Origin of the sequence: Limnohabitans sp., from assembly GCF_031539105.1 — a bacterium.
Classification (GTDB): Bacteria; Pseudomonadota; Gammaproteobacteria; order Burkholderiales; family Burkholderiaceae_C; genus Limnohabitans.
This window is the reverse complement of the sequence record NZ_JAVKLM010000008.1, coordinates 153,782-165,687: the sequence shown is the minus strand read 5'-3', so window position 1 is coordinate 165,687 and position 11,906 is coordinate 153,782. Positions and strand designations below refer to the sequence as shown.

Sequence of the window (11,906 nt, the reverse complement as noted above, 5' to 3'; positions counted from 1 at the left end):
TCGTTCTTCTCGGCTGAGGTGCTTGTACATTGGGCAACTTCGACTTGGCGGTTAAAGCGGCCATGATGCTCTCGCATCCTCAGCCACCTATAACCAGTTCATCTTTGTTGCACTTCGTCCTTGAATCCGCCTGATTAAAAAATGAAACTCGACGTCAAAATTCTCGATCCCCGCATGGCAGACCAATTGCCGCAATACGCCACGCCCGGCAGCGCTGGCCTTGACTTGCGCGCTTGCTTGGATGCGCCTGTCACGTTGGAGCCCAACGCTTGGCAACTGATACCGACCGGCATTGCCATTCATTTGGCTGATCCCGCTTACGCGGCGCTCATCTTGCCGCGTTCTGGTTTGGGTCACAAACACGGCATCGTGTTGGGCAATCTTGTGGGTTTGATCGACAGCGACTACCAAGGCCAGTTGATGGTCAGCGCTTGGAACCGCAGCGATGTGGCCTTCACGCTCGAGCCCATGGAGCGCTTGGCTCAACTGGTCATCGTGCCCGTGGTGCAAGCGCAGTTCAATGTGGTGAACGAATTTGCTGCGCCCACCGCGCGAGGCGAGGGCGGTTACGGTTCGACGGGGAAGAAATAAATCAGTGCAACAAGTCGTTGCCCGGCGCTTGCGCTTCAATTTTGAAAAAGCCAGTGCCTAGCGTGCCACGCTCTTGTTCGTCTTGCGTGGCTTCGCGCACCGATTGCACATCGAGGTGAATGCGAATCGCAATGCCAGCCAATGGGTGGTTGCCATCAAGCACCACATGCTCAGGGTAGAGCTCTGTCACGGTGTAGAGCAGGTCTTGCGGCGCGTCGGGGTTGCAGCCAGCGGGCAGGGCGTGTCCTTCAACGGTGTGGCCCTCTTCCAACTCCTTGGGAAAAAGCGAGCGAGCCTCTAAAAACACCAAGTTTTCGTCATAGTCGCCAAAGGCTTCTTCGGGTTCAAGTTGCAAGTCGAGGTGGTCGCCCACGCTGTGGCCTTGCAGAGATTCTTCGATCTTGGCCAGCAAGTCATCACCGCCCACCAAAAATTCGACGGGGCTGTCCAATTCGTCCAGCACCTCGCCCAAAGTGTCTTTCAAGGTCCAAGTTAAGCCGACCACGCAGTGTTGTGTAATTTCCATAAGGCAAAATTGTCGCACGATGCATGTGAACAAACCCCTGACTCTGCTCGGCGGCATCAGTCCCGCCGAATTTATGACCACCTATTGGCAGCGCAAGCCCTTGTTGGTGCGTCAAGCCATTCCTGAATTCAAAGCTTTGCTCAGCCGCCCTGAGCTGTTTGACTTGGCCGAACAAAATGAGGTTGAGTCCCGCTTGGTGATGGGCTCAAATGGCGGCCAACGCAACTGGCAAATGCAGCGCGGCCCGTTCAAACGCCGCGCCATCCCCAAGCTGACCGAGCGCGATTGGACCTTGCTGGTGCAAGGCGTGGATTTGCACGATGAGCGTGTCGCCGCGTTGATGCAGCAATTTCGGTTCATCCCAGACGCCCGCATAGACGATGTGATGATCAGCTACGCCACCGAGGGCGGCGGCGTGGGTCCGCACTTTGACAGTTACGACGTGTTTTTGCTGCAAGCCCACGGTCAACGTCGCTGGCGCATTGGCCGTCAAAAAGACTTGTCGCTGGTACCCGACATGCCACTGAAAATTTTGGCCAACTTCAAGCCCGAATATGACTGGGTGCTCAACCCTGGTGACATGCTGTATTTGCCCCCGCGCTACGCTCACGATGGCATTGCACAAGGCGAGTGCATGACGTACTCGGTAGGCTTTCGTGTGCCCCAAACAGGTGACTTGGCCCGTGAGTTGTTGGTGCGTTTGAGTGAAGGCGCTGAAGAAGCTGCTGGTTGTGATTTGTACAAAGACGCCACGCAGCCCGCTGTCTCTAAGCCAGCTGCTATGCCAGAGGGCTTGGCAGACTTTGCAAGATCCGCCTTGCAAAAAGCATTAAAAGACCCTAAAGCGCTGCAACGTGCTTTGGGTGAATACCTCACCGAGCCCAAAGCCAATGTGTGGTTTGAGATTGGCGACACGCCCAATCGGCTCAAATCCGTGCGTTTAGACCGACGAAGCAAGATGATGTACGACGCGCACCATGTCTTCTTGAACGGTGAAAGTTGGCGGGCCGCAGGCAAAGACGCAGCTTTGATGCGTCAGCTGGCAGACGCGCGTGAGTTGTCTGAAGATGATCTTCTTAAAGCCAGTCCAGAAGCTATCAGCTTACTGATGGAGTGGTGTGACGATGGTTGGCTCCATGCAGGTGCATAAATTGTCAATTTTGACGCCAGGCTGACAACTGATTCTGAATATTTATAGGAATTACCCTATAATTAGCCTCTGAATTGAGAAGCTCGAGCTCCTTGATTTGGTTGTGGTGAAAGCCACAGCAATTTCCGGAAATTGTTTTCATCCCCCTTAAGGAATATTCACATGAACAAGTCAATCCTGTTGGCATCTTTGTTGGCTGCTGCCGCTCTCGTCGCTTGCGGCAAAAAAGAAGCTCCTGCTGTTGAAGCCGCTCCTGTTGCCGCTTCTGCTGCTGTTGAAGCCGCTTCTGTGGCTTCTGAAGCCGCTGCACCAGCTTCTGACGCTGCCAGCAAGTAATCAGTTTTCGAACTGAATGCAAAAGCCACCCTCGGGTGGCTTTTTTCATGGGCGTTTGAAATCGTTGTTGTCAGACTTGCATCCAGATCGAACCAGTCATCGGGTCTGCCACGTCAATGTCTGATGGGGCGCAGCCTAAGGCTTCGCTGAGGCTAGCACGGGCCAGCTCTGGTGTGTTGTTGCGCTCACTCAAGTGCGCTGCCAGCACGTAACTCAGTTGCTTATGTTTGACCCGAGTCAGCAAGTCGGCTGCTGCATGGTTAGCCAAATGCCCCCAAGGTCCTGCGACCCGTTGTTTTAAAAAGCTGGGATAAGCCGAGGCTTGCAACAAGTCGGGGTCGTGGTTGGCCTCCAGCAGCAAGGCATGACAGCCTTGCAAAGCTTGCACCACATGTGAGGAGGGGTGGCCTAGATCTGTGGCGATACCCAAATGTCGCTGCCCATCCGTGCAACGCAGCTGCAAGGGCTCGCGGGCGTCGTGCGGCACCGTGAAGGGCAAGGCTTGTAAAGGGCCGATCTCAATTTTGCAGCCATCACGTGCCACATTCAGCAAATGTTGGTGGGGTGCCCAAGAAGCGTCACTCAGGGCTAGCCAAGTGCCTTGACTCATCCACAGCGGCGTTGCGTAGCGTTTGACAAAGCTGCGTGCACAGCCAATGTGGTCGCCATGTTCGTGGGTGATGAAAATAGCGTCCAAATCTTCGGCTGAGGTGCCGGCTTCTATCAGGCGTGCTTCAAGATCGCGCAGGCGAAGGCCGCAGTCAATCAGCAAACGGGTGGTGTGAAAGCCACTTTGGGCTTCAACCAAAGTGGCGTTGCCTGAGCTGCCGCTGCCCAGGCTCTTAAAGCGGAGCATTGCGCAAGCTCAAAATTACGCCAATCAGCGCAGGTCTTCGGCCAGTAACTTCAAGATGCGTTGAGAAACGGGGCTGTTTTCAGTAGCGCCCGCTGCGTTTTGCACAGTGACTTCTGTGGCTTTGTCTGTTTTACGCACAGCGATGCGATATTTGACAGGACCTGCGTCAGACTTGGAACTGCTGAACATCTTGCTGAAGAACCCTTTTTCCTCTTTGCTGGCCGTGTCCACGTAGCGCACAAAGTACACGCCTTGTGCACGGTCTCGGTCTTCCACAGTGAAGCCCGTGCGGTCCAAGGCCAAGCCCACGCGGCGCCAGGCCACGTCGAATGAGTCAGGGATATTCAACAGCGTAGTGTCACCCTTGGTCACCAAGGTAGTTTTATTGGCCGCTATTTCTTGTGGCGTGATGCCAACTTTGGCTTGCTCAACAGAGACGCCGAGTTTGACCATCAAGCGGCTCAAAAACTCGGCTTCCAACTCAGGGTCGTTGGGGCGTGGGGCCCAAATTGTGCTGGTTTTGGACTGGTCTTTGTATTCTTCGCTCATGCCGCGGTGGGTCACGAAGACATCAACGCCGCCCGTATTGTTGCGCTCAATGCGCGTGCGAAATTTGTCACGCTCGCCAGACGAGTACAAACCATCAAGCACTTTGCCCAACGAGCGGCGAATGAAATCTTGTGGGATCTTGGCTCGGTTTTCGGCCCATTCGGTTTCAAGCAAGCCCAGCTGTTGCTGTTCGATCACGAAGGTGAACCCGTTTTCTTTCCAAAATTCTTGCACGATGGGCCAAACGGCATCGGCGGAACGATTGATCACTAGCCAACGTTGCTTGCCATCGCGTTCGATGCGTACATCGTTGACTTGTTTGGCAGCGGTTGCAGCAACAGTTGGCACGGGACGCACCGCCATGCCACTGGCTGTGACTGGGCCTCCAGGCACCGCATAGCGTGTGTCGCGGTTAAGTTGGGTCAGGTCTGGTGGGATGTCCAAGGCTATAACCTTGGTGCCGCCTTCGGTTTTGTAGTTGACCTTGTCACCATCCATGATGGAGGAGCAGCCGCTGAGCAACACAAGTGAAGTCAGCGTAACTGCTGTGCGGTTCAGTGCAATAGAAATTTTCACAGCCAAGGCCTTTTTAACAATCAGATCAAACCAGCGGCGCGCAAGGCACCCTCCACCACAGGCTCATTCGCCTGGGTGAGTTCTGTCATGGGCAAGCGCAGGGTTGGGCCTGCAAGGCCCATGCGGTGCATGGCCCACTTCACGGGAATGGGGTTGGCTTCCACAAACAGGTGTTTGTGAACAGGCATCAATTTGAATTGGATGTCCATGGCGCGTTTCACGTCGCCGGCCATCGCAGCCACACACAGCTCGTGCATCAAGCGGGGGGCCACGTTGGCGGTCACGCTGATGTTGCCTTGGCCGCCACACAGCATCAAAGCCACTGCAGTGGGATCGTCACCTGAATACACAGCAAAGCCTTTGGGCACGTCGCGAATCAGCCATTGGGCGCGTTCGATGTTGCCTGTGGCTTCTTTCATACCCACGATGCCTGGCACTTGGGCCAATCGCAGCACGGTGTCGTGCGCCATATCGGCCACTGAGCGGCCGGGCACGTTGTACAAAATCACGGGCAAGTCCACCGCTTCGGCGATGGCTTTGAAGTGCAGGTATTGGCCTTCTTGCGTGGGCTTGTTGTAGTAGGGCACCACTTGCAGTTGGCAATGTGCGCCGACTTTTTTGGCGAACTTGGCCAGCTCAATGGCTTCAGCGGTGGAGTTAGCGCCGCAGCCGGCCATGATGGGCACATGACGTTCGGTGTGTTTGGCAGCTTGTTCGACCGACACGCGGATGATTTCGCAGTGTTCTTCCACGTTGACGGTTGGTGACTCGCCGGTCGTGCCCACGACGCCGATGCAATCGGTGCCTTCGGCAATGTGCCAATCAATCAGTTTGCGCAGGGTGGGGTAGTCGACGCTGCCGTCTGTGTGCATGGGGGTGGTCAAAGCCACGATACTGCCGGTGATGGGTGTCATGTCCGCGAGTTCGGTCAAGGAAAAACAATCATTCTAGCGAGTGCGAATGCAATTTTTAGCGATTCAGTGGGTAACGCGCAGGCGTTTGTGTGCCGCTCGTCTCGCGCACGGCCACGATGCGCTGAACGAAGCGTTCGGGCTGGCCCAAAAAGCCTTCTTCAAACGCCACCACGCGCAGACCTTGGCAAATATTCAGCAATTCTGCTGGGTTCAGCAAAAAGTCCGGGCGCGAGGGTTTTCCTACGCTTTCGTTGCCAGCTGAGAAGGTTTCGTAAATCAGCACACCATTAAGCGCAAGGCTGCCCAAGATGCTCGGCCACAAGGGGCGCCATAGGTAATTGGTCACGACCACACCGCCAAAGGTGCGGTTTTGCAGGGGCCAAGGGCCGTTTTCGATGTCGGCACAGATGGTTTCTCCCGAGGGGCTGGCGGCTGCAATTGCATCAGCATTGCGGTCCACGCCCGTGACCTTGTAACCTAAGCTTGCAAAGTGGCGCATGTGGCGACCGTGCCCGCAGGCCAAATCCAGCACGTTGCAGCCCACAGGCAAAAGGTGTGACCAACGTGCGACCCAGTTTGATGTGGGCTCTTGCCCGTGAAGAACGGTGCTCATATTAGAAGCATCCCCACACTTGGTTGGCCAGCGTCAGCAAAAAATCTGGCTGCAAATACATCCACAAGACAGCCAGCAGAACAGCCACGCACACCAAGCCAACCAAAGCTTGTCGAATGAAGGGTTGGCTGAGTAGGTGGTTCATCGTGCTGTCTGGCGTTGCGGTTTGCATTTGTTCCTCAAACTGCCACTGCTGCAGCAGGGGAGCGCTCAATGGCGTTTTCTTTCACCGGCAAGTTCACCAGCGCGGCAAATAAGCCCAGCGCAATCGAGATGTACCAAACAATGTCATAGCTGCCGGACTTGTCATACAAATAGCCGCCCAGCCATACGCCCATAAAGCTGCCAATTTGGTGGCTGAAAAACACAAAACCCCCGAGCATGGACAAATGTGCCACGCCGAATATCTGTGCCACCACCGCATTGGTGGGGGGCACGGTGGAGAGCCACAGCAAACCCATCACGCTAGAGAAGAGGTACACGCTCATGGGTGTCAGTGGCGCGAGCAAGAACAGCACGATGGCGATGGAGCGTGAGAAATAGATGAACGACAAAATTTTGCGCTTGGCCATGCGTTGGCCCAAGCTGCCTGCAATGTAGGTGCCAAACACGTTGAACAAGCCAATCAGCGCCAAAGCAATGCTGGCCACTTCGGGCGATAGTCCATGGTCTTTCAAATAGCTGGGCATGTGAACGCCGATGAACACCACTTGAAAGCCGCACACAAAGTAGCCCGCCATCAACAGCTGAAAGCTGCGGTAGCCCATGGCCTCACGCAGCGCATGCAAGATGGATTGGTCGCGGTGCGGCGTAGCCCCACCTGCAAAGCCAGGTTCACGCAAACCGAAGGCGAGGGGAATGATGAGCATGGCCGACAGCGCCAACCACACCAAAGCTTCTTGCCAACCAAAGGTACTGATCAGGTATCCCTCTGTGGGTACCATCAAAAACTGGCCAAACGAGCCCGCCGCTGCGGCCACGCCCATGGCCCAAGATCGCTTGGCCGCGCTCACATTGCGACCAATCACGCCGTAAATCACGGCGTAGGTCGTGCCCGCTTGGGCAATGCCAATCAGCACACCCGCCGTGGCGGTGAACAGGGCAGGCGTGTCTGAATATGCCATGCCGACCAAGCCCAGTGAGTAAAGCACCGCGCAAGTTACGATGACGCGAAACGCGCCAAAGCGGTCAGCCAACATGCCCGAGAAGATACCGGCAAAACCCCAGGTGAGGTTTTGAATGGCAATCGCCATGGCGAAGTTTTCTCGGGTCCAGTCTTGCGCTTGGGTGATGGGTTGCAGCCACAGGCCAAAGCCGTGGCGCACACCCATAGATAGGGTGACGATAGCTGCCCCGCAGGCCAGCACTTGCCACATGGGCAGTGTTTTGTGTTGGTTGGTCATAGCGCCAACTTTACCCAATGTGCCGCACAGCGGGTGTCGCGGGGGTTTAACTACAATTCCGCCCCATGGCTACAAAGCAACCCACCACACCGCCCCAGTACTCGGAAGGCTCGATTCGCGTCTTGAAGGGGCTCGAACCCGTCAAGCAGCGTCCTGGCATGTACACCCGCACTGACAACCCGCTGCACATCATCCAAGAGGTATTGGACAACGCGGCTGACGAGGCGCTCGCTGGACACGGCAAAAAAATTGGCGTCACGTTGCACAGCGACGGCTCTGTCAGCATCGACGACGACGGCCGTGGTATTCCGTTTGGCATGCACCCCGAAGAAAAAGCCCCCGTCATTGAACTGGTGTTCACCCGCTTGCATGCAGGTGGCAAGTTCGACAAAGGCTCGGGCGGCGCATACAGCTTCTCTGGCGGCCTGCACGGCGTGGGCGTGAGCGTGACCAACGCGCTGGCCAAACGCATGGAGGCCACCTCGTATCGTGAAGGCCAAGTGGCCCGCTTGGTGTTTTCAGGTGGCGATGTGGTGGAAAAACTCACCACCCGCAAACAAGAATCAGGTGACCGCAAACAAGGCACCACCGTGCGCGTGTGGCCCGACGCCAAATACTTTGAATCCTCTGCCTTGCCGATGAACGAGCTGGTGCACTTGCTGCGCAGCAAAGCCGTGCTCATGCCTGGCGTGAGCGTGACGCTCACAAATGAAAAAACCAAAGACACGCAAAACTGGCTCTACAAAGGCGGCCTGCGTGACTACTTGATGCAGACGCTGCACGGCGAGCCCGTCATTCCTTTGTTTGAAGGCGACGGCTACGCTGACAGCAACCACGACAGCTTTGCCGAAGGCGAGGGCGCAGCATGGGCTGTGGCCTTCACCGAAGACGGTGCACCGGTGCGCGAGAGCTATGTCAACCTGATTCCCACCAGCGCGGGTGGCACGCACGACAGCGGCTTGCGTGATGGTTTGTTCACAGCGGTGAAAAGCTTCATCGAGCTGCATGCTTTGCTGCCCAAGGGCGTCAAGCTCATGCCAGAAGACGTGTTTGCTCGTGCCAGCTACGTGCTGAGCGCCAAGGTGCTGGACCCGCAGTTCCAAGGCCAGATCAAAGAGCGCCTCAACTCGCGCGATGCTGTGCGTTTGGTGTCGAGCTATGTGCGCCCCACGATGGAGCTGTGGCTCAATCAGCATGTGGAGTACGGCAAAAAGCTGGCTGAGCTGGCCATCAAAGCTGCACAAACACGCCAAAAAGCTGGTCAAAAAGTTGAGAAGCGCAAAGGCTCAGGCGTGGCGGTGTTGCCAGGCAAGCTGACCGATTGCGAAAGCAAAGACACGGCGCACAACGAAGTGTTTTTGGTCGAGGGCGACTCAGCCGGCGGCAGCGCCAAGATGGGCCGCAACAAAGAAAACCAAGCCATTCTGCCGCTGCGCGGTAAGGTGCTCAACACCTGGGAAGTCGAGCGCGACCGCTTGTTTGCCAACAACGAAATTCACGATATTTCGGTGGCCGTGGGTGTTGACCCTCACGGTCCAAACGACAGCCCCGACATGAGCGGCCTGCGTTACGGCAAGGTGTGCATCCTGAGTGATGCGGACGTGGACGGCTCGCACATCCAAGTGTTGTTGCTCACCTTGTTTTTCCGTCACTTCCCCAAGCTCATCGAAGCGGGACATGTGTTTGTGGCGCGTCCACCGCTGTTCCGTGTGGACGCACCGGCGCGTGGCAAAAAGCCAGCCACCAAGGTGTATGCCTTGGACGAGGGTGAACTCACGTCCATCCTCGACAAACTGCGCAAAGACGGCGTGGCCGAGGGCAAGTGGAGCATCAGCCGCTTCAAAGGCTTGGGTGAAATGAGCGCCGAACAACTGTGGGACACCACCCTCAACCCCGACACCCGCCGCCTCATGCCCGTGCAACTGGGCTTGCTGGACTTTGCAACCACCGAAGGTTTGATCACACAACTCATGGGCAAAGGCGAAGCCGCCGCACGCCGTGAGCTGATGGAACTGCATGGCGATTCGATTGAGATTGACGTATGACCGATTTGCTCACCCCTGACTTGCCCACTGCCGACAACGACGGCGACATCGCGCTGGGCCACTACGCCCAACGCGCCTACCTTGAATACGCGCTCAGCGTGGTCAAAGGCCGCGCCTTGCCCGACGTGTGCGACGGCCAAAAGCCGGTGCAGCGCCGCATTCTGTATTCGATGTCCCGTATGGGCCTGGGCTTCAGCGGAAACTCAGGCGCCAAGCCTGTTAAGTGCGCCCGCGTGGTCGGTGACGTGCTGGGCCGCTATCACCCCCACGGTGACAGCGCCGCCTATGAGGCACTCGTGCGCATGGCGCAAGACTTTGCCCAACGCTACCCACTGATCGACGGCCAAGGCAACTTTGGCTCACGCGACGGCGACGGCGCTGCGGCCATGCGATACACCGAAGCGCGCTTGGCCAAAATCACCACGCTGCTGTTAGATGAGATTGACGAAGGCACGGTTGACTTCCAGCCCAACTACGACGGCTCCACCGAAGAGCCCAAGCAGTTGCCCGCCCGTTTGCCATTTGCCTTGCTCAACGGCGCAAGCGGCATCGCGGTGGGCATGGCCACTGAAATTCCAAGCCACAACTTGCGTGAAGTGGCCGATGCGTGCGTGGCACTCATCAAGACTCCCAAGATGAGCGACGCCGAGTTGCTGCAAATCTTGCCCGCGCCCGATTACCCAGGTGGCGGCCAAATCATCAGCAGCGCGTCTGACATTGCCGAAGCCTACCGCACAGGCCGTGGTTCACTCAAAGTGCGCGCCCGCTGGACCATTGAAGAGTTGGCCCGTGGCCAATGGCAACTGGTGGTCAAAGAGTTACCACCCGGCGTGAGCAGCCAACGCGTGTTGGAAGAGATTGAAGAGCTCACCAACCCCAAGGTCAAAACAGGCAAGAAGGCCCTGAGTGCCGACCAAACCCAACTCAAAGCCACCGTGCTGGCCGTGTTGGATGTGGTGCGCGATGAGTCCAGCAAAGATGCGGCTGTGCGTTTGGTGTTCGAGCCCAAAACCCGCACCATTGAGCAACAAGAACTCATCACCACCTTGCTGGCGCACACGAGCTTAGAAACTTCGTCGTCCATCAACCTCACCATGGTGGGTATCGATGGACGCCCTGTGCCCAAGTCGCTGCGCGACATGCTGACTGAGTGGATTGAATTCCGCTCGGCCACCATCCTGCGTCGCTCGCAGCACCGCTTGAACAAAGTGCTGGACCGCATCCATATCTTGGAAGGTCGCCAGTTGGTGTTGCTCAACATCGACGAGGTGATTGCCATCATCCGTCAGAGCGACGAGCCTAAGCAGGCGCTGATGGAGCGCTTCAAACTCAGCGAGCGACAAGCTGAAGACATCTTAGAAATTCGTCTGCGTCAGCTGGCGCGTTTGGAAGCCATCAAAATTGAGCAAGAGCTCAAAGAACTGCGCGACGAACAAGCCAAGCTCGAAGACATCGTGGGTAACCCGTCAGCGCTGCGCCGCTTGATGGTCAAAGAAATTGAAGCCGACGCCAAAACCTTTGCCGACCCACGCCGCACGCTCATTCAAGAAGAGAAAAAAGCTGTCGCCGAAGTCAAGGTCATTGACGAGCCAGTGACCGTGGTCGTATCTGAAAAAGGATGGGTCCGTGCACGTACCGGCCACGGCCACGAAGCCAGCGCCTTTGCCTTCAAGTCGGGCGACGGCTTGTACGGCACGTTTGAGTGCCGCACGGTGGACACCTTTATCGCGTTTGGCTCGAACGGCCGCATCTACTCGGTACCTGTGTCGGTCTTGCCCGGCGCGCGTGGCGACGGCCAACCTGTGACCACACTGGTTGATTTAGAAGCTGGCACCCAACTGTTGCACTACGTGGCAGGCCCTGCAGGCGCCACTTACTTGCTTAGCAGCTCCGGCGGCTATGGCTTCATGGCCAACATCGAGCACATGATTTCGCGCAACAAAGGCGGAAAAGCCTTCATCACCGTGGGCGAGGGCGAAACCGTGTGCCGCCCATCACCTGCCAGCGGTGGCTCGGGCGCACAGCCTGTGGCACCCGCCACGCATGTAGCTTGTGCATCCACGGGAGGCCGCTTCTTGACCTTTGAGTTGTCTGAACTCAAAGCGATGGAAAAGGGCGGTCGTGGTTTGATGCTGATTGATCTAGAAGCCAAAGACACTCTGGCCGGTGCGGCTGCGTACACACGCAGCGTGCGCATCGAAGGCATTGGCCGTGGCGGCAAAGTGCGCGAAGAAACCTTAGAAATTCGCAGCTTGAACAACGCCAAAGCGGCACGCGCCAAGAAGGGCAAAGTGGCTGATTTGGGCTTTAAGCCGAATGCTGTGGTGCGGGTGGAATAAAAAAGCGG

General features: G+C 56.9%; 12 protein-coding genes. 5 read left to right on the top strand and 7 right to left on the bottom strand.

Annotated elements, in window-relative coordinates; all coding sequences use genetic code 11:
• The first annotated feature begins 141 nt into the window (after window positions 1-141).
• On the top strand, window positions 142-591 hold the full coding sequence (dut, locus tag RMR24_RS01885; RefSeq protein ID WP_310613390.1) for a dUTP diphosphatase: 450 nt from the start codon (window positions 142-144) through the stop codon (window positions 589-591).
• Window position 592: 1 nt separating this feature from the next.
• On the opposite strand, the gene RMR24_RS01880 is transcribed toward dut, so the two are convergent.
• The gene (locus RMR24_RS01880) at window positions 593-1,117 is read right to left on the bottom strand and encodes an FKBP-type peptidyl-prolyl cis-trans isomerase (protein ID WP_310613389.1); all 525 of its coding nucleotides are present in this window, start codon (window positions 1,115-1,117) and stop codon (window positions 593-595) included.
• A gap of 19 nt (window positions 1,118-1,136) precedes the next feature.
• Between RMR24_RS01880 and RMR24_RS01875 the strand changes: the two genes are divergently transcribed.
• Together RMR24_RS01875 and RMR24_RS01870 are read left to right on the top strand one after the other, a co-directional pair.
• Window positions 1,137-2,267 (top strand): cupin domain-containing protein, encoded by a 1,131-nt coding sequence (locus tag RMR24_RS01875; protein WP_310613388.1) that lies wholly within the window; start codon window positions 1,137-1,139, stop codon window positions 2,265-2,267.
• 162 nt (window positions 2,268-2,429) lie between these two features.
• A complete protein-coding gene (locus RMR24_RS01870; RefSeq protein WP_310613387.1) occupies window positions 2,430-2,603 on the top strand; it encodes a hypothetical protein in 174 nt (57 codons plus the stop codon).
• A 70-nt stretch (window positions 2,604-2,673) separates the two neighbouring features.
• Here the strand turns inward: RMR24_RS01870 and RMR24_RS01865 are convergent, their stop codons facing one another.
• From RMR24_RS01865 to RMR24_RS01840, 6 genes are read right to left on the bottom strand one after another with little or no spacing between them, the layout of a single operon-like run.
• Window positions 2,674-3,459 carry an MBL fold metallo-hydrolase gene (locus RMR24_RS01865; RefSeq protein ID WP_310613386.1) on the bottom strand — a complete coding sequence of 262 codons (786 nt, stop codon included), beginning with the start codon at window positions 3,457-3,459 and terminating at the stop codon, window positions 2,674-2,676.
• 24 nt (window positions 3,460-3,483) lie between these two features.
• Window positions 3,484-4,584, bottom strand: coding sequence for an outer membrane protein assembly factor BamC (bamC, locus tag RMR24_RS01860; protein ID WP_405023294.1), 1,101 nt, complete (start codon window positions 4,582-4,584; stop codon window positions 3,484-3,486).
• A 20-nt stretch (window positions 4,585-4,604) separates the two neighbouring features.
• A complete protein-coding gene (gene dapA / locus RMR24_RS01855; protein ID WP_310613385.1) occupies window positions 4,605-5,498 on the bottom strand; it encodes a 4-hydroxy-tetrahydrodipicolinate synthase in 894 nt (297 codons plus the stop codon).
• Between the two features lie 55 nt (window positions 5,499-5,553).
• The gene (locus tag RMR24_RS01850) at window positions 5,554-6,111 is read right to left on the bottom strand and encodes a class I SAM-dependent methyltransferase (protein ID WP_310613384.1); all 558 of its coding nucleotides are present in this window, start codon (window positions 6,109-6,111) and stop codon (window positions 5,554-5,556) included.
• A 1-nt stretch (window position 6,112) separates the two neighbouring features.
• The gene (locus RMR24_RS01845) at window positions 6,113-6,283 is read right to left on the bottom strand and encodes a hypothetical protein (RefSeq protein WP_310613383.1); all 171 of its coding nucleotides are present in this window, start codon (window positions 6,281-6,283) and stop codon (window positions 6,113-6,115) included.
• 7 nt (window positions 6,284-6,290) lie between these two features.
• On the bottom strand, window positions 6,291-7,514 hold the full coding sequence (locus tag RMR24_RS01840; RefSeq protein WP_310613382.1) for an MFS transporter: 1,224 nt from the start codon (window positions 7,512-7,514) through the stop codon (window positions 6,291-6,293).
• A gap of 65 nt (window positions 7,515-7,579) precedes the next feature.
• Here RMR24_RS01840 and RMR24_RS01835 point away from each other — a divergent pair, with 65 nt between their 5' ends.
• Both RMR24_RS01835 and parC read left to right on the top strand, forming a co-directional pair.
• Complete coding sequence (locus RMR24_RS01835) at window positions 7,580-9,559, top strand: DNA topoisomerase IV subunit B (protein WP_310613381.1); 1,980 nt, start codon at window positions 7,580-7,582, stop codon at window positions 9,557-9,559.
• Complete coding sequence (gene parC / locus RMR24_RS01830) at window positions 9,556-11,898, top strand: DNA topoisomerase IV subunit A (RefSeq protein ID WP_310613380.1); 2,343 nt, start codon at window positions 9,556-9,558, stop codon at window positions 11,896-11,898. Before RMR24_RS01835 ends, parC begins: the two co-directional genes overlap by 4 nt.
• Window positions 11,899-11,906: the final 8 nt, after the last annotated feature.

Excerpts from the sequence above, each read along its gene's own strand:
- dut (WP_310613390.1), top strand. The coding sequence starts at position 142 with ATGAAACTCGACGTCAAAATTCTCGATCCCCGCATGGCAGACCAATTG.
- RMR24_RS01880 (WP_310613389.1), bottom strand. The coding sequence starts at position 1,117 with ATGGAAATTACACAACACTGCGTGGTCGGCTTAACTTGGACCTTGAAA.
- RMR24_RS01875 (WP_310613388.1), top strand. The coding sequence starts at position 1,137 with ATGCATGTGAACAAACCCCTGACTCTGCTCGGCGGCATCAGTCCCGCC.
- RMR24_RS01870 (WP_310613387.1), top strand. The coding sequence starts at position 2,430 with ATGAACAAGTCAATCCTGTTGGCATCTTTGTTGGCTGCTGCCGCTCTC.
- RMR24_RS01865 (WP_310613386.1), bottom strand. The coding sequence starts at position 3,459 with ATGCTCCGCTTTAAGAGCCTGGGCAGCGGCAGCTCAGGCAACGCCACT.
- dapA (WP_310613385.1), bottom strand. The coding sequence starts at position 5,498 with ATGACACCCATCACCGGCAGTATCGTGGCTTTGACCACCCCCATGCAC.
- RMR24_RS01850 (WP_310613384.1), bottom strand. The coding sequence starts at position 6,111 with ATGAGCACCGTTCTTCACGGGCAAGAGCCCACATCAAACTGGGTCGCA.
- RMR24_RS01845 (WP_310613383.1), bottom strand. The coding sequence starts at position 6,283 with ATGCAAACCGCAACGCCAGACAGCACGATGAACCACCTACTCAGCCAA.
- RMR24_RS01840 (WP_310613382.1), bottom strand. The coding sequence starts at position 7,514 with ATGACCAACCAACACAAAACACTGCCCATGTGGCAAGTGCTGGCCTGC.
- RMR24_RS01835 (WP_310613381.1), top strand. The coding sequence starts at position 7,580 with ATGGCTACAAAGCAACCCACCACACCGCCCCAGTACTCGGAAGGCTCG.
- parC (WP_310613380.1), top strand. The coding sequence starts at position 9,556 with ATGACCGATTTGCTCACCCCTGACTTGCCCACTGCCGACAACGACGGC.